General features: G+C 53.1%; 16 protein-coding genes and 1 pseudogene. All 17 read left to right on the top strand.

Going from position 1 to position 17,466, the window contains the following annotated elements:
* The first annotated feature begins 27 nt into the window (after positions 1 to 27).
* Entirely contained in the window at positions 28 to 876 is an 849-nt protein-coding gene (gene yabG, locus AC3G2T_RS32890; RefSeq protein WP_474686875.1) for a sporulation peptidase YabG, read from the top strand.
* A 386-nt stretch (positions 877 to 1,262) separates the two neighbouring features.
* Positions 1,263 to 1,535, top strand: coding sequence for a biofilm formation stimulator Veg (gene veg, locus AC3G2T_RS32885; RefSeq protein ID WP_474686874.1), 273 nt, complete (start codon positions 1,263 to 1,265; stop codon positions 1,533 to 1,535).
* 116 nt (positions 1,536 to 1,651) lie between these two features.
* Positions 1,652 to 1,822: pseudogene (locus AC3G2T_RS32880) on the top strand (small, acid-soluble spore protein, alpha/beta type); the annotation flags it as partial.
* Positions 1,823 to 2,468: 646 nt separating this feature from the next.
* Entirely contained in the window at positions 2,469 to 2,618 is a 150-nt protein-coding gene (locus tag AC3G2T_RS32875; protein WP_488438134.1) for a hypothetical protein, read from the top strand.
* Positions 2,619 to 3,227: 609 nt separating this feature from the next.
* A complete protein-coding gene (gene ispE, locus AC3G2T_RS32870; RefSeq protein WP_474686871.1) occupies positions 3,228 to 4,082 on the top strand; it encodes a 4-(cytidine 5'-diphospho)-2-C-methyl-D-erythritol kinase in 855 nt (284 codons plus the stop codon).
* A gap of 157 nt (positions 4,083 to 4,239) precedes the next feature.
* Positions 4,240 to 4,755 (top strand): NfeD family membrane protein, encoded by a 516-nt coding sequence (locus AC3G2T_RS32865; RefSeq protein WP_488438133.1) that lies wholly within the window; start codon positions 4,240 to 4,242, stop codon positions 4,753 to 4,755.
* 22 nt (positions 4,756 to 4,777) lie between these two features.
* Positions 4,778 to 6,292, top strand: coding sequence for a flotillin lipid rafts scaffold protein FloT (gene floT / locus AC3G2T_RS32860; protein ID WP_474686869.1), 1,515 nt, complete (start codon positions 4,778 to 4,780; stop codon positions 6,290 to 6,292).
* A gap of 182 nt (positions 6,293 to 6,474) precedes the next feature.
* Positions 6,475 to 7,311 (top strand): pur operon repressor, encoded by an 837-nt coding sequence (gene purR, locus AC3G2T_RS32855; protein WP_474686868.1) that lies wholly within the window; start codon positions 6,475 to 6,477, stop codon positions 7,309 to 7,311.
* 2 nt (positions 7,312 to 7,313) lie between these two features.
* Positions 7,314 to 7,697: a RidA family protein gene (locus AC3G2T_RS32850; protein WP_474686866.1), complete on the top strand. Its 384-nt coding sequence runs from the start codon at positions 7,314 to 7,316 to the stop codon at positions 7,695 to 7,697.
* Positions 7,698 to 7,815: 118 nt separating this feature from the next.
* The gene (gene spoVG / locus AC3G2T_RS32845; protein ID WP_036655543.1) at positions 7,816 to 8,100 is read left to right on the top strand and encodes a septation regulator SpoVG; all 285 of its coding nucleotides are present in this window, start codon (positions 7,816 to 7,818) and stop codon (positions 8,098 to 8,100) included.
* Positions 8,101 to 8,257: 157 nt separating this feature from the next.
* Positions 8,258 to 9,652, top strand: coding sequence for a bifunctional UDP-N-acetylglucosamine diphosphorylase/glucosamine-1-phosphate N-acetyltransferase GlmU (glmU, locus tag AC3G2T_RS32840; protein WP_488438132.1), 1,395 nt, complete (start codon positions 8,258 to 8,260; stop codon positions 9,650 to 9,652).
* A gap of 87 nt (positions 9,653 to 9,739) precedes the next feature.
* Complete coding sequence (locus tag AC3G2T_RS32835; protein WP_474686863.1) at positions 9,740 to 10,387, top strand: 50S ribosomal protein L25/general stress protein Ctc; 648 nt, start codon at positions 9,740 to 9,742, stop codon at positions 10,385 to 10,387.
* 433 nt (positions 10,388 to 10,820) lie between these two features.
* Entirely contained in the window at positions 10,821 to 11,381 is a 561-nt protein-coding gene (pth, locus tag AC3G2T_RS32830) for an aminoacyl-tRNA hydrolase (protein ID WP_474686861.1), read from the top strand.
* Positions 11,382 to 11,522: 141 nt separating this feature from the next.
* A complete protein-coding gene (fin, locus tag AC3G2T_RS32825; RefSeq protein WP_488438131.1) occupies positions 11,523 to 11,753 on the top strand; it encodes an anti-sigma-F factor Fin in 231 nt (76 codons plus the stop codon).
* 73 nt (positions 11,754 to 11,826) lie between these two features.
* On the top strand, positions 11,827 to 15,348 hold the full coding sequence (gene mfd / locus AC3G2T_RS32820; protein ID WP_488438130.1) for a transcription-repair coupling factor: 3,522 nt from the start codon (positions 11,827 to 11,829) through the stop codon (positions 15,346 to 15,348).
* The gene (locus AC3G2T_RS32815; protein ID WP_488438129.1) at positions 15,335 to 16,444 is read left to right on the top strand and encodes a peptidylprolyl isomerase; all 1,110 of its coding nucleotides are present in this window, start codon (positions 15,335 to 15,337) and stop codon (positions 16,442 to 16,444) included. The genes mfd and AC3G2T_RS32815 overlap by 14 nt, the downstream gene beginning before the upstream one ends.
* 309 nt (positions 16,445 to 16,753) lie before the next feature.
* Complete coding sequence (gene spoVT, locus AC3G2T_RS32810; protein ID WP_488438128.1) at positions 16,754 to 17,296, top strand: stage V sporulation protein T; 543 nt, start codon at positions 16,754 to 16,756, stop codon at positions 17,294 to 17,296.
* The last annotated feature ends 170 nt before the right edge of the window (positions 17,297 to 17,466 follow it).

Raw genomic sequence — 17,466 nt, 5'->3', positions numbered from 1 at the left:
AGGATAGCCCTAGGAGGGGATTGAGCGATGAGGCAAGGAGACTTTGTTACCCGAAAATCCTATGGCGGAGACGTCATTTTCAAAATCGAACGTATCGAGCAGGTGAAGGCCGTGCTGAGGGGTGTCGATTACCGGCTGCTTGCAGATGCGCCCCTGACGGACTTGCTTGCGTTTGGCGGCGTCACGCCGGATCATCTCCGGTCGGGCACCCCGCAATATCGGGAATCGCTGCGACGAATTGAAATCGCCAGGGAGCAGCAGCAGGAGAAGAATCAGCACTCCGGCGTCAGCTATTTTGAAGTGCCGGGTAAAATACTGCATGTGGACGGAGACCCGGCCTATTTGCGCAAATGCATGCAGCTGTACGGAGAGCTTCGCGTGCCTGCGGAGGGCTTTTACGTCCCCGAAGCCCAGATGCCGGATGCGCTGTATCGGCTGCTGCCGCAAGTTAAGCCGGATATCGTCGTCATTACCGGACATGACGGCATAATAAAAAACCGTAAAAACCGCGATATCAACAACTTGAGCAGCTACAAAAATTCGCTTCATTTTGTGAGCGCGGTTCAGGTCGCCAGGCAGTACGAACGCGATCGCGATTCCTTGATCATTGTGGCCGGAGCCTGTCAGTCGCATTTTGAAGCGCTGCTGCGGGCCGGAGCGAATTTTGCCAGCTCCCCGGCCCGCGTGCTGATTCATGCTCTGGACCCCTTGTGCATTGCGGCTAAGCTGTCCTATACGTCGGTCAAAGATACCGTTTCCATGCTGGACATCGTTAGCTTGACGGTTACGGGGTTAGACGGATTAGGAGGAGTCGATACGCGAGGCAGCTACCGGATGGGGATTCCCGGCATTCAGCACTCGCAGGCAAATGTGTGAAACTCAACAGCGACCGACCGCCGTTCGTACAGTTGTGAAACCGCGTGTTGTGAGCTGCGTACGGTGCATATCCATTCAAGCGCCCAGGCGCGAATCGACTTGTGCAAAGTCCATTCGCGTTTGGGCGCTTTTTCTTTGGTTTTGTTCGCCGTGTGGGCGGCATCCGTTTTCGGTGCTAAATGCCTCCGTATATGTCGAAAATATATTTCATGAAAAAAAGTGAATAATTTACAATCTTTGGAGGCAACCTAAACACCAAGCAAATTTAAAATTAGGCGGATATGCCGTTGACAACAGGATTGTCGGGCTGATATAATATTTGGTCCTAATTTGACATTTTGGCCATGATCGGTTATAATTAACAAGGAAAGAGGTGGTAGTTGACAATGGCAAAAAATGCGCTGTTGGAAATTAAACGCAGTTTGGAGCCCCATGTCGGGCAGAAGATCATGTTGCGAGCAAATGGTGGTCGGCGAAAGACTATCGAGCGTTCCGGTGTTTTAGAAGAAACCTACCCTTCTGTATTTATTGTTAAGCTGGAAGAGTCCAACGCATTTAAGCGGGTCTCCTACAGCTACGCGGATATCTTGACGGAATCCGTGGAAGTGACCGTTTGCAACGATGACGGACAAGTCCGTATCACCTATATTCAACATTAGCTTAGCGCATTATCATAACGGCAGGCCCGCATAGGGTCTGCTTTTGCTTTGCATGGAGTTGGCGATAATGCGGCACACTATCCGTACATTTCTATTTTACTTCAGGAGGGATAGCGATGGGACGCAGAAGAAGCATTATGTCGGAAAGTTTCAAATATGAGCTGGCCAAGGACCTTGGCTTTTACGATGTGGTACAGCGGGAAGGCTGGGAAGGAATCCGCACGAAGGACGCCGGCAACATGGTCAAGCGGGCGATTCAGATTGCGGAGGAGGCGCTGGCCAAGCAGTACTCGCCAGGGGCCCCGGTAAGCCAAGGCTCTGGAGGCTATGCGCAGCCGTACGCCGGAGGGGCGGTCGGCAGTGCGCAACCGTACGCCGGAGGAACGGTCGGCAGTGCGCAACCGTACGCCGGAGGAACGGTCAGCAGTACGCAACCGTACGCGGGAGGGACGGTCGGCGGCGCGCAGCCGTATGCCGGAGGAGCGGTCAGTAGTGCGCAGCCGTACGTCGGAGGAACGGTCGGCAGTGCGCAACCGTACGCCGGAGGAACGGTCGGCAGTGCGCAACCGTACGCCGGAGGAACGGTCGGCAGTGTGCAGCCGTATGCCGGAGGGACGGTCGGCAGTGCACAGCTGTACGCCGGAGGAGCGGTGAGCAGTACGCAACCGTACGCGGGAGGGACAAGCAGCTTTGCGCAGCAGAGCCAGGGTCTTCAGCCAGGTGGTGGCAGTTACGGATACGCGGCGCAGGAGGCTCAAGGGCTCCAGGCGAATCAGGTAGCTTCAGGCGTACAGGGGCAGACAGGGTATTCATATGCGGCCAGGCAGCCGCAGCAGCCGTTCTGAATCACCGGCATTGCGTAAGGATCACCTGCGAAAGTTAAATTGTCCAGCGATACTTTGTTAGGATAGCCCGAGGTGGCGGCCCTTAATTGTGGGTACGGCCATTCGTGAAGCGGCTTGGCAAAGCGAAAAACCTGCGAAAGTGCAGGCTTTTTCTGTTTATGGGGTTCATTTTGAGGAAAAGCCTGCAATTGTGCAGGAATTTCTGGGCAAAATGAGTCTGAACCCAAATGTTCGCTGAAAAACCTGTACATTTGCAGGAATTTTTCGTTGCCGGCGTACCAACAGGCAAAAACCTGCACATTTGCAGGAATTTTTCGTGGCTGGCGCATCAACGAGTAAAAACCTGCACTTTTGCGCTTTATACGAAAATAGAACGCAGTAGACCTGACTATTTTCATTCTGCAGGGTGACGTCCACGACGTCATGGGGGTTTTTGCGGGTTTTCTTCGCGCTGCCAGGCAGATGTACTGCCGGCTCTGGCGGTGCGTGTACACGAGCAGTTCATCCTTATGCGGCCGGATGGGCTTGGCCTCAAAGCATTCCGGCAGCTTTTGCCGCTGCCGCTCAGTGCTCTGACCTCTTGGCTCAGTCTGCTTATTATAAGCGGCATTCCGTGCATAATCGGCGGGTTTCCCCGAAGCGCACAGGTTTCTTCGTAAAACCCCGCACTCTCTGCCCACAGGCTGGCGTGAGCTATCCGGCCGCATTTGGCAACCGGCTTCGCCGCCATCCAGCGGCGAGAACCGCTGGGGCCATCGTTCCGACGAGCTGTGTCGAATGCTTTAGCTTTTCTTTTGCGCTTTTGTTATAATGTTTTAACGGCAAACGAGCAAAAGAAGGTGAGCGGATGAAGATTTTTGAAAAAGCACCGGCCAAAATCAACTTATCCCTTGATGTTTTACATAAAAGAGAAGACGGTTATCATGAAGTCGAAATGGTCATGACGATGGTGGACCTGGCGGACCGGATCGAAATGCAGGAGCTGCCGCGCGACACGATCATCATTTCCTCCCAGGCGGGGTATATTCCGCTTGACGAAAAAAACTTGGCTTTTCAAGCCGCCAGGTTGATCAAGGATCGGTACGACGTCAAACAGGGCGTTTACATCCATCTGGATAAAAAGATTCCGGTAGCCGCAGGGCTGGCGGGAGGAAGCAGCGATGCGGCGGCTACGCTGCGCGGGCTCAATCGGTTATGGAAGCTGGACATTCCGGTGAAAGAGCTGCAGGAGCTTGGAGCCGAGCTGGGCTCGGACGTTCCTTTTTGCGTGACGGGCGGCACGGCGGTTGCCCGGGGCAGAGGGGAGAAGCTGGAGCCGATCGCCTCGCCTCCGCAATGTTGGGTCGTGTTGGCCAAGCCCCCGATCAATGTGTCGACTTCGGAAATTTACGGCAAGCTGAATGCCCGCGAAATCAAGCGTCATCCCTCGACGAGAGTTATCCTGGACTCGATTCGCGACAAGCAGTTCGATCAGCTGTGCCACGGGATGGGCAATGTGCTGGAGGAAGTGACGCTGGAACTGTACCCGGAGGTGCGGCATTTGAAAGAATGCATGCAAAAGCTCGGTGCAGACGGGGTGCTGATGTCGGGCAGCGGGCCGACGGTTTTTGGCCTGGTATCCAAGGAGGCCAAAATTCCCCGCATCTACAACGGGTTGAGAGGATTTTGCAAAGACGTATATGCAGTGAGAATGTTAACGTAAAGAGCAGATACGGGCCGGTTTGTTTTGAAAAAGCTCCTTTTTGGGGCTTTTTTCGTTTTTTATGAGCGAAATTGGGGATTATCGCAACAAAACGGCCGTTGTATGCGTATTACTATATGTAGGCAACGACAAATCAGATTGGCAAAGGAGGGCTGCCATGACTGAACTGTATTGGGGTTGTTTGGCCGGGGGCGTGTTGTTTGCTATTGTCAGCGTGCTGTTCGGCGATCTGATCAGCCATGCCTTGGACGGCTTGTTCGATTTTTTGTCTCTGGATATTGTAAAGCCAATGGTGCTGGCGAGCGCTGTAACCGGTTTCGGAGGCGCCGGCATACTGCTGGAGAAATGCGCGGGAATAGGCTCGGTGGCCGCATTGCTGCTGGCGCTGCTGATAGCCGTTCTGCTCTCTGCGGCTGTCTATTTCGGGTATGTCAAACCGATGGAGAACACCGAGAATTCAACCGGCTATTCCATCAGGCAGCTAAACGGCAAAATCGGTGAGGTTACGGTGACTGTGCCCGCCTCGGGATTCGGGGAGGTGCTGGTCCGTGTAGGGGCCGGCAATACGAATCATACTGCGGCCAGCTTTGACGGCATCGAGCTTCCATCCGGCTCCAGAGTAGTGGTGGTGGAAGTGAAGGACGGAACTTTGTATGTGTCTAGTTTGCAATAAATGACGAAGGGGAGATGAAACTATGCCGGATTTCTTAGTTGTACCCGCTCTGGTAGTCGGAGTTATCGTTATATTCGGTCTCGCTTTCTGGGCCCGTTACAAAACGGTCGGACCTGACGAGGCGATGATCATAACCGGTTCTTTTTTGGGGAATAAAAATATTTCAACCGACGAATCCGGAAGCAAAATCAAAATCGTCCGCGGAGGCGGCGCGTTCATATGGCCGGTTTTTCAGCAGTCGGAGTTTTTGTCGCTGCTTTCTCACAAGCTGGATGTATCCACGCCGGAGGTGTATACCGAGCAAGGGGTGCCCGTTATTGCCGACGGGGTCGCGATCATCAAAATCGGCGGAGCCGTCGAAGATGTGGCTACAGCCGCCGAGCAGTTCATGGGCAAACCGATCGAATCCCTCAAGGGGGAGGCGCAGGAGGTGCTGGAAGGGCATCTTAGGGCGATTCTCGGCTCTATGACCGTCGAGGAGGTGTACCGGAACCGCGATCGTTTTGCCCAGGAGGTGCAGGGGGTAGCGGCACGGGATTTGAAAAAGATGGGGCTGCAAATCGTTTCCTTTACGATCAAAGATGTCCGCGACAAGCATGGCTATCTAGATGCGTTAGGGAAGCCGCGGATAGCCGCGGTCAAGCGGGATGCGGAAATCGCCGAAGCGGAAGCGGTGCGCGATGCGCGGATTCAAAAGGCGCGCGCCGAAGAGGAGGGGCAGAAGGCCGAACTGCTGCGGGATACGAACATCGCGGAGGCGGGCAAGGAGAAGGAATTGAAGATCGCCGCCTTCAAGAAGGTGCAGGATACGGCCAAGGCGGAAGCCGATCAGGCGTATCACATCCAGGAGGCCCGTGCCAAGCAGACGATGGTCGAGGAGCAGATGAAAGTCGAACTCGTGCGGAAAGAGCGTGAGATCGACCTGCAGGAGAAAGAAATTCAGGTCCGCCAGAAGCAGTACGACGCGGAAGTGAAAAAGAAAGCGGACGCCGACCGCTATGCCGTCGAGCAGGCGGCGGAAGCCGACAAGGCGAAGAAGATGCGTGAGGCGGATGCCCGCCAGTACACGATCGAGGCTGAAGCGAAAGCGAATGCGGAGCAGCGCAGACTCGAAGGCATGGCCATCGCCGACGCGGAGCGGGCGAAAGGTACGGCAGAAGCGGAGGTCATCCGCTTGCGGGGGCTGGCTGAAGCCGAAGCGAAGGAGAAGCTGGCGGAGGCGTTCCAGAAATTCGGGGAGGCTGCGATCCTCGATATCATCGTGAAAATGCTTCCCGAGCTTGCCGGCAAAATCGCCGAGCCGCTCAGTTCTATAGATAAGCTGACCGTTGTGGATACCGGAAGCGGCGACGGCGCGGCCAGAGTGAGCAACTACGTAACGAAGCTGATGTCTACAGCGCCGGAAATGTTGAAAAGCGTGTCAGGCATCGATGTGGAGGAGATTATTAAAAATTTGACAAGCAAGGCGGGCTCGTCCGCAGACAGCTCGGCGCCCCGGCAAATTCGGGGTGACGCGCCGAACGCAAGCGAAGGGTAGCCGAGCCGCCGCGATTTTCTGCATCGGCCCGTTTCTCTTAGGGGAACGGGCTTTTTTGGCATTGACAAATGTTATTTTTATGTCACATTTATGTCAAATTAATTTTCACGGCGAAGCTTGAATAAATACGTATAAAAATGGTATATTTTCTTTATATTATTCGGATTCTGGGGGGGAAGGCGATGAAAAAGTTAAAAAGGAGCGCCAGGCTGGTGGAAATGACGCAGTACTTACTATTCCGCCCCCATTCGTTGATTCCTTTAACGACTTTTGCCGAGCGTTACAATTCAGCTAAATCCTCGATTAGCGAAGATTTGGCGATCATTAAAGAAGTGTTTGAAGAAGAAGGGCTTGGTGAACTGCATACGCTGGCCGGAGCGGCGGGGGGCGTGAAGTTTACGCCGAAGATGCCGAAGGAGGCGTCACTGCGTTTTATACAAAACCTGTGCCTGCAGCTGCAGCAGCCGGAGCGCATTTTGCCCGGAGGCTATTTGTATATGTCGGATATTATGGGGCAGCCGCACCATTTGAATGAGATCGGCAAAACTTTTGCCTCGGCGTTCGCTGGTCAAGACTTGGACGTGATTATGACGGTTGAAACCAAAGGCATTCCGCTTGCTTATGCGACAGCCACTTATATGAATCTTCCCGTCGTTATTGTACGCAGAGACGGCAAGGTGACGGAGGGTTCTGCCGTAAGCATCAATTATGTATCGGGTTCCAACAAACGGATTCAGACGATGTCGCTCGCCAGACGCGCGCTCAAGGAAGAATCCAAGGTGCTGATCATCGATGACTTCATGCATGTGGGCGGCACGATTCACGGCATGATGGACCTGTTAAGCGAGTTCAAGGCTTCCGTCCAGGGCGTAGGGGTGTTCATGGAATCCTGCGAGGTGGATGAGCATTTGGTAGACCATTATGTATCGCTTGCGCGGATGTACGGGGTGGATTCGAAAACGAAACAGATTACCGTAGAGCCGGGCAATTACTTTGACGATGCAAAAGGAGACTTGTAAACATGGAATATATCGCGACTTCAGCGGCTCCGGCCGCAATCGGGCCTTATTCGCAGGCGGTTAAGCTGGGCAATCTGCTGTTTACGTCGGGACAAATCCCGCTCGGTACGGACGGTCAGATCGTTCAGGGCGGCATCAAGGAACAGGCGCATCAAGTATTCGCCAATTTGAAGGCTGTATTGGAAGCGGCGGGCACCGATTTTTCGCAGGTGGTCAAGGCGACCGTGTTTTTGAAGGACATGAATCAGTTTGCAGAGCTGAACGAGATTTACGCTTCCTATTTTGGCGATCACAAACCGGCTCGTTCGACTGTCGAAGTGGCCAGGCTGCCAAGGGATGTTTTTGTCGAAATTGAACTAATTGTTGGAATTTCTGTCGAATCTTGATCGAAACATTAAGAACGCATAAAATTATTCAATTTCCCGAAAAAGGAAGAAGGAATTTGCACTAAAATGTGGAATTATACACCCAAGTCCTAGCGATGGAAAAAGGTGGTGAACACAAGTGCAAATTACAGATGTAAGACTCCGCCGGGTTAATTCCGAGGGGAGAATGAAGGCGATTGCTTCCATTACCATCGACAACGAGTTCGTCGTTCACGATATTCGTGTGATTGACGGAAACAACGGTATGTTCGTGGCTATGCCAAGCAAACGGACTCCTGACGGGGAGTTCCGCGATATCGCTCATCCCATTTCTTCAACGACTCGCGAAAAAATTCAAGCTGCGGTTTTGGCTGAATATGATCGTGCAGCAGCTGAAGAAGAAGTAATCGAAGAAGGCGCTTAATTGTTCAACATCTGGAGAGCCCGCCGGGCTCTCTTTTCTTTTTGTGGGAATTGAGCTATATTTGGGGATGAACCGACTTTCATATCACGATTTACGATAATGCGCGTATACTAGGATTTATTTTAATAAGTTTATAAATAAAGGGGTTGGATGTAAGTTGAAATTAATGGCAATCGTACTGGCGGCAGGTCAGGGTAAACGGATGAAATCGAAGCTTTATAAAGTGCTCCACCCGGTTGCAGGCAAGCCGATGGTAGGTCACGTTGCAGATACGTTAAGGGATATGCAGGCGGAAAGGACGCTCGTCGTCGTTGGCTACGGAGCGGAGGCGGTACAGGCATACCTGGGCGATAAGGTGGAATATGCGCTGCAATCGGAGCAGCTCGGGACCGGCCACGCGGTTTTGCAGGCCAAAGACGCGCTGGGCGCCGAGGAAGGCACGACTATCGTCATCTGCGGCGATACGCCGTTGATTTCCGAAGGGACGCTGCGGAGCATGCTGGAGCTGCACAGCCAGTCGAGGGCGGCGGCGACGATTTTGACGGCCAAACTCGATCAACCGCATGGATACGGACGCATCATCCGCGGGGAAGACTCCCGCGTGAGCCGCATCGTGGAGCAGAAAGATTGCAGCAGCGAAGAAGCGGCCGTTCAGGAGATCAATACGGGGACGTACTGCTTCGACAACCGCAAGCTGTTCGATGCGCTCGCTGCGGTGAAAAATGACAACGCCCAGAAAGAGTACTATTTGACGGATGTTATCGGCATTTTGACGGGGCGCGGCGAGATCGTGCAAGGGTACTGCATGGCGGACAGCGCGGAGTCGATCGGGGTGAACGACCGGGTAGCGCTTGCCGAGGCGGAGCGTTTGATGAAGGAAAGAATCAATCGCGCTCATATGCTGAACGGCGTTACGATCGTCGATCCGGCGGGTACGTACATTGAAGCGGGAGTGACCATCGGAGCGGATACGGTGCTGCTGCCGGGCACGATTTTGCGCGGCCAAACGTCGATCGGCGAGAATTGCACGATCGGCCCGCAAACGGAAATCAACGACTCCACGTTGTTAGATGAAGTTACCGTGAAGCAGTCCGTGCTGCAGGAAGCTTTTGTCGACAGCGACGCAAGTGTCGGTCCGTTCGCTTATTTGCGGCCGGGCGCGAAGATCGGGAAGCATGTCAAAATCGGCGATTTCGTCGAAATCAAAAACGCGACGCTCGGCGATGGAACGAAGGTATCGCATTTGAGCTACGTAGGCGATGCGGTTGTAGGCACCAATGTCAACATCGGCTGCGGCGCGATAACGGTCAATTACGACGGCTTCAACAAAAGCCTGACCGAAATCGAGGACGACGCTTTCGTCGGCAGCAACGTGAACCTGATCGCGCCGGTTAAAATCGGCAAAGGCGCCTATGTGGTCGCAGGCTCCACGATTACGCATGCGGTTGAGGACGGAGATTTGGCCATCGCCCGCGAGCGGCAAACCAACAAGCCCGGCTACGCTGATAAGATCAAAGCGCGGATGCAGGCGAAAAAGAACAAAAAAGGATAGAAGGCAACAGGGAATTGGATGGAACTTCCTGAGATTGGGCACGCTACTGATTAGCGGTTAAACCTACTCTCAGGAGGTTTTTTTCATATGGCATTAACGTTAAAAGCGGACGCGCGCCAAGGCACGACCAAATCCGAAATCAAGCAGCTGCGCGCAAAAGGCAAAATTCCCGGCGTCGTCTACGGCAAAAAAACCGGGAATCTCGTCATCGCGATCGATCAAAAGGAGCTGCTTGCGCTGCTGCGCAAAAATCCGCACGCGATCATCGAGATGGAACTTCCGAACGGAGGCGGCAAACAGCCGGTCATGATGAACGAGCTGCAGAGAGATAAAGTGAACCGGGAGCTGCTGCATGTCGATTTTCATCAAATCAGCATGGATGAGCCGGTCAAAACGGTCGTGGCCCTCGATTTCGTCGGCGAAGCCGAAGGGGCCAAGGAAGGCGGCATCGTTCAGGTACAGCTGCACGAGCTGGAAATTCGCTGCCTGCCGCAGCACATCCCGGCCACCATCCCCGTCGACATTTCCGGGCTGGGCCTCGGGGACAACTTGCTGGTCAACCAGATCTCGGTTCCGGAGGAAATCGAGGTCAAATCGGACCCGAACGAGCTCATCGTAACCGTGCTGGCTCCTCAGAAAGAGACCGAAGCCGTCGAGGATCCGGCCGCTTCGCAAGAAACGAAAGCTTCCCAGGAGTCGATTGCCGAGGAAGCGAAGGAAGAACAGACCACGTAAGCACAACGCCAAAAGGGTGCCGCTCCGCTTGGGGAGGCGCCCTTTTCATTGCCGCCGTGCTGCGATGCTTGATTTCCTCGGGGATGAGGGGGCTATACTTTAATAGCCTGGACGTGAAATAAAATCGTGTAAAGTTCGGTTATAGAAGGTATTGTTGACTTTAATAAAATGTGTGGAGTACACTTCTACAAAGCCTATATCCTTGTGGGCGGTTTGATAGTATACTTGGACGGGGACGCTTGCGTCTACATGATCCTGAAAATGATGATCATGAGTTAGTTTTTGACCATTATCGTACATAAGCGTTGTCTCACCTGCATTTTTTAAATTTTTGCTGCTTCATAATAATATGACAATGCGTTCGGGAACTTCGTTCCGGCGGCAGGATATATTTTTTTGTAAATAATTTGTTTTATTGGAGGAAGGATGCAGCGTGAAATGTTTTATCGGGCTGGGCAATCCCGGCAAGCAGTATGAGCTGAACCGCCACAATATCGGGTTCATGGCAGTGGACCGGTTCGCGGCGAAATGGGGCATCGGCTCGTTTCAAAATAAGGGCAGGGCGCTGCTCGGAGAAGGCAATGTAAACGGAACGAAAGTGTATTTGCTCAAACCGATGACTTATATGAACCTGTCGGGCGAAGCGATGCGCGCTTTTCTCGATTTTTATAAGGCCGATCTCGATGACGTGACGATTATTTACGACGATATGGATACGGCTTTCGGCCAAATCCGTCTGCGTTATCAAGGAAGCGCCGGCGGGCATAACGGCATCAAATCGATTATCCAGCACGGGGGGACGCAGAGCTTCAACCGGATTCGGATCGGCGTATCCAGACCTGCGCCGGGTTACAATATCGCCGATTACGTGCTGTCCAACTTTTCCAAAGAGGAAATGCGCTCGATCGAGCAGGTGCTTGATCTTACGTGCGATGCGATGGAGTACAGTCTGGACAATTCGTTTGAGCGGACTATGGCGAAATTCAATAAATAGGGGCCGGAGCCGCGCAGGAAGCTGCAGCGGCGTTGGCTAATTTCTCCTGCAAATGGCCATACTAGGATATAAACGGAAGGCGGGCTGCGCAAAGATTGGGCCGCTTTCCGTGTAATAGGCCATTTGAAGGGGGCATACACTATGTCAATCAAGTATATTTGCAGGCATTGTCTCACCTTTGTCGGGGAAATCAATCAGGCTGCGATTACAGAGCAGCAACTGGGCTTCCATTTCTTGACCCCCGAAGAACGGAGAGATATAATATCGTATAACACGGATGGAGACGTTACCGTAAAGGTCGTCTGTGATTATTGCCGTGAAGCGCTTGAGGCTAACCCGGAGCTTTCGCTGCTGGCCAGCCCTCTGCAGTAGTCATGGTTGATGAAGGGAACAATAGCCTAGGCAAGCATGCCGAGGCTTCTTTTTGTGAGAGGAGTGTCATTGTTTGCAAGCTTTAGTTCAAGCTTTTTCTGCGGATGCCGATTTTCAAACGATTGTATCCGGCGTTCGCTCCGAGATGAAAGAGCAGCTCATTGCCGGTCTCACCGGCTCCTCTCGACAAGTGATGATCGCCGCACTTGCGCGCGAATTGCAGCGACCACTATTCATTATTACCCACAATATGTTTTCCGCACAGAAGATTTTCGAGGATTTGCTGGAATGCCTGTCGGAAGACGAAGTGCTGTTGTATCCGTCCCAGGAAATGATGGCGACCGAAGAAGCGGCGGCGAGCCCGGAAATGCTTGCGCAGCGGATCGATGCCCTGACCAAGCTTGCCGGAGGGTACCGCGGCGTGGTAGTCGCACCTTTTGCCGGAGTCAGAAGATTGCTGCCGGTCAAACAGGTGTTCGAGGATTCGCGCGTCACGATCAAGGTTGGAGATACGGTTCATTTGGATGAGCTGCTGGGCCGGCTGACGGCGCTGGGCTACGAACGGGTGGAGCGCGTAGAATCCAAGGGCGAAATGAGTGTCCGCGGGGGAATACTGGATTTGTATCCGCTCACATCCGATCATGCCATTCGGATTGAGCTTTTTGATGTCGATGTCGATTCGATTCGCACGTTTGATGTTAGCGACCAACGCTCGGTCGATAAATTAGAGGCGGCGACAATTCCGCCATGCCGGGAGATTCAAGCGGATGGAAAGCGATTACAATCTGCTGCCCAACATGCTTATGAGCTGCTGCAGGCGCAGTTGGAGAAAATGACCGATCGCGCGGCGAAGGATAAACTGCTGGAAGGCATCGGCCACGACATCGAACTGCTTCGCGAGGGACAGACGTTCCCCGGCATTTATAAATATATATCGCTTTTATATACGGAAAGACAGACCCTGATGGACTACATGCCCACAGATGCGGTGCTGATCATCGACGAGCCTGCCCGTCTGCTGGAGACGGCGAAGCAGTTGGAACGCGACGAGGCAGAATGGATGATGCACGCGCTGCAAGAGGGGAAGAGCTTGCCGGCTTTTGTGCTCTCCAAATCGTACGAATCGCTGCTTCACCGCAGGCCGTTCCCGACGCTGTACGTGTCGCTTTTCCTTAGACAAGTTGCAGGCGTTCAGCCGCAAAATATCGTGAATTTCGTCTGCCGGGTCATGCAAAACTTCCACGGGCAAATGAATCTCTTAAAATCGGAGATGGAGCGCTGGAAGAAGAACGGCAGCAAAGTCATCCTTCTGGCGAACGGGGAAGAGCGGTCGGAGCGGGTGAAGCGCGTGTTTCACGACTACCAGATCGAAGAGCCGCTGATTGTGGACGGCAACCTGCAGGCCGGCTTTGAGCTGCCTTCGATTCATTTGGTCGTTATCACGGAAGGCGAAATCTTCACGCAGAAGCAGCGCAAAGCGCGCAAAGTGGAGAAGAAGCTGGAGAACGCCGAGCGGATCAAAAGCTATCAGGAGCTGAAAATCGGCGATTATGTCGTTCACGTGAACCACGGCATCGGCAAATATGTCGGGATCGGCACGCTGGAAGTCGGCGGCATTCACAAAGACTACCTGCATATTATGTATGCTGGCGGCGACAAGCTCTCGGTGCCGATCGACCAGATCGATCTGATCCAGAAATACGTAGGCTCGGAAGAGAAAGAGCCGAAAGTTTATAAGCTTGGCGGCGCCGAATGGGCGCGGGTCAAGAGCAAGGTGCGGGCTTCGGTCAAGGACATTGCCGACGATCTGATCAAACTGTATGCCGATCGTCAGGCGACCTCGGGTTACGGGTTTAGCAAAGACAGCGCCTATCAAAATGAATTCGAAGCGATGTTCCCGTATGACGAAACGCGCGATCAACTGAGGGCGATTGAGGAAATCAAGGTGGACATGGAGAAAACGCGTCCGATGGACCGCCTGCTGTGCGGCGACGTAGGCTACGGCAAAACGGAGGTGGCCGTTCGCGCGGCGTTCAAGGCAGCCATCGACGGCAAGCAAGTGGCGGTGCTGGTGCCGACGACGATTTTGGCGCAGCAGCACTATGAAACGTTCCGCGAGCGGTTCTCGGGCTATCCGTTCAATGTGCAGGTGCTCAGCCGCTTCCGCTCCAAAAAGGAGCAGACGGAAGTGATGAAGGGCATCAAGAAAGGCACCGTCGACGTCGTGATCGGCACGCACCGGCTGCTGTCGCAGGACGTGCAGTTCAAGGATTTGGGGCTGCTGATCGTGGACGAGGAACAGCGGTTCGGCGTATCCCATAAGGAGAAGCTGAAGCGGCTGAAGACGAACGTGGACGTGCTGACGCTGACTGCGACGCCGATTCCGCGGACGCTGCACATGTCGATGCTCGGCGTGCGGGATTTGTCCGTCATCGAGACGCCGCCGGAGAACCGTTTTCCGGTTCAGACATACGTCGTCGAGTACAGCCCGGGCCTGGTCCGGGAAGCGATCGAGCGCGAGCTTGCCCGCGAAGGGCAAGTCTATTTCCTTTACAACCGTGTTCAAGGAATTACGCAAATGGCGGACCAAATCTCCATGATGGTGCCGGACGCGCGCGTGACGGTTGCCCACGGGCAGATGGGCGAGCAGGAGTTGGAAAAGACGATTCTCGATTTTCTCGACGGAGAATATGACGTGCTTGTCAGCACAAGCATTATCGAGACCGGCGTCGACATCCCGAACGTGAACACGCTGATCGTCCACGATGCGGATAAAATGGGGCTTTCCCAGCTGTACCAGCTGCGCGGACGCGTCGGACGCTCCAACCGGATCGCCTACGCCTATTTTACGTATCAGCGCGATAAAGTGCTGACCGAAGTGGCGGAAAAACGTCTGCAAGCGATTAAAGAGTTTACAGAACTGGGATCAGGCTTTAAAATTGCCATGAGGGATTTGGCCATCCGGGGCGCCGGAAATTTGTTGGGCGCGGAACAGCATGGCTTTATTGCTTCTGTGGGCTTTGACTTGTACTCGCAAATGCTCGCGGAGGAAATCGCCAAGCGCAAACAGGAAATCGAAGGCGAGGAAGCTGCGCCGGGACCCGAATGGAATACGCAAATTGACATCCAATTGGACGCTTACCTGCCGTCCGACTACATCTACGACAGCATGCAAAAAATCGAAATCTACAAAAAAGTGGCTGCCATTCGCACACTGGAAGAAGCCGCGGATCTGCACGACGAGCTCGTCGATCGATTCGGGGATCTCCCGCAGGCCGTGTTCAACTTGTTGTCAGTGGCTCGTTTGAAAGCATACGGTTCGGAGTACCGGATTGAAACGATCAGCCAAAAAGGGGATGATTACCAGATCAAGGTGCATACCGACCAGAACGACAAACTTGACGGGCAGAAGCTGTTCTCCCTGTCTAATCGCTTTGAAGGCCGCATCAAGCTTGTAGCGGGGCCGCAAATTCATATCCTTGTCCGCTGCAAGGGGCTTACGCCGGAAGCTTCCATCGAATTGGTGGAAAAATTTCTGGTACAATACAAGGAGGTTTTGAAAACGAAGGGAGAATTGCAAGATGTTGCCAAATAATACCGGTAAATCAATGTTCTATTCGAAAAAATGGATCCTAACTATGGTGGCGCTGCTGCTCGCAATTTCCGTTCTCAGCGCATGCGGCCAGAAGAAGGCGGAGGGCGGCGCAACCGCTTCTCCGGCCGCTACGGCTGCTGCCGCAACTAATCCGGCGGACGTTATCGCGACCTACAAAGACGGGGGTAAAATTACCCGCAGCGAATTTGACTCTTTTATCAACGTGAACAAAATGTTCAGCCCGCAGCTTGCGCAATATATGAGCGATCCTGCCTTCCAGCAGGACATGCTCAATCGATTGGTGACATTCCGCGTGCTGTCTGCGCGTGCCGATGACAAAACGAAGGAAACCGCCGATAAGCAGGTTGCCGAGCAAATGAAGTCCTTCCAGGACTATTTCGGCAAAATGGAAGGCGGCGTGGACAAACAGCTCAAAGACAACAATGTCGAGCTGAAGGATATCGAATCGTTGATGAAAATGAGCTTTTATACGATGGGCAGCATGGAAAGCAAAGTGACCGATCAGCAAGTTCAGGATTCGTACAATCAACAAGCGGCTCAGCATGCTTTTGACGTTGTGACGGTAAGCCACATTCTGATCAGCTTGAAAGATTCCGCAACGCAAAAAGACATTCGCACCAAGGATGAGGCTTTGGCAAAAGCCAAAGAAGTGAAGGACAAGCTCGATAAAGGCGGCGATTTTGCCGTGCTGGCCAAAGAATATTCCGATGATCCGGGTTCCAAGGACAAAGGAGGCACCTATAAAGATGCGGACCCGAACCAATGGGTTCCGCAATTTAAGGAAGCGGCTCTCACGCTGCCGATCAACAAAATCAGCGACCCGGTTGAATCCGACTACGGGTATCATGTCATGAAAGTGGAATCCAGAACGACCAAACCGCTAGATGATACGATGAAAACGCAAATCAAATCGCAATTGGCGGAAAGTTTGCTTTCGGACTTCGCGGGAAAAGAAGTTCCGGGCATGATTGAAACGAACAATCTGCCGAAGCCGACAGCCGCTCCGGCAGCAACTCCCGCAGCAAGCCCGTCTGCAGCGGCCAGCCCTGCGGCAAGCGCAGCGCCTGCAAAATAATGTGTTCGAATGACCGCCGTCATGTAGGAAACACGGTGCGCACCGTGTGACAGAATTACCAGGATGTCCCTTTTGGGGCATCCTGTTTGTTTTTGACATAAATGGACAAGATAACGTCAGCAGCATGCCAAACTACTTAATGAAAGTCGCTTTCAAGCGTACTGGAAGTTAGTTGGTGAAGCGTCTGCATAAAAAATAGGCCGGGAAGAATACTATGGGTAGAATTCGAATTCCCTCCAATCCAGAATAAAAAGTTGTTATGCTCCAGTCGTATCCAATTCTTCAGAGGAAAGTGAGGCATCTAGAGGTATGAAGGCAACTGGAATTGTCCGTCGGATAGATGATTTAGGGAGAGTTGTCATTCCCAAGGAGATACGGCGCACACTTCGCATCCGCGAGGGAGACCCGTTGGAAATTTTCGTGGACCGGGACGGCGAAGTCATTCTCAAGAAATACTCGCCGATCGGCGAGTTGGGCGATTTTGCCAAAGAATATGCGGAGTCCTTGTTTGAAAGCACGAACCATGTGACTATGATTTCGGACCGGGATTCGGTCATCGCGGTGGCCGGGGGCTCCAAGAAAGACTATTTGGACAAATCGGTCGGTTCTGTCGTGGAAACTTGTATGGAGAACCGTAAAGCAGTGCTGGAAAGCAGCAGCGGGCAGTACGAGATTATCAAAGACGCCAGCGACACTTATTCTTCTTTTGTGATTGCGCCTATCGTGGCGGGCGGCGATCCGATCGGCTCGGTCATTCTGATCAATAAGGACGAAGGCGTCAAGATGGGTCAATTGGAAGTCAAAATGGTGGAAACCGCAGCAGGCTTCCTGGCGAAGCAAATGGAGCAGTAAGCAAGGCGTCTGTCCGATGAACAAGCAACTTCATCGGACAGACTCCGGGAATCGGTACAACAACAGAATATTCGGAGTACGCAGCTTCCTTGTCGAGAAAAATTTTCATCGGAGAGGAAGCTTTTTTTGTCGGAAGAGGAGGATTTCGTTATAATATTTCTTAAACGGCA

This window comes from Paenibacillus sp. sgz302191 (genome assembly GCF_057749925.1).
This window is presented reverse-complemented; position numbering and strand designations above follow the sequence as displayed.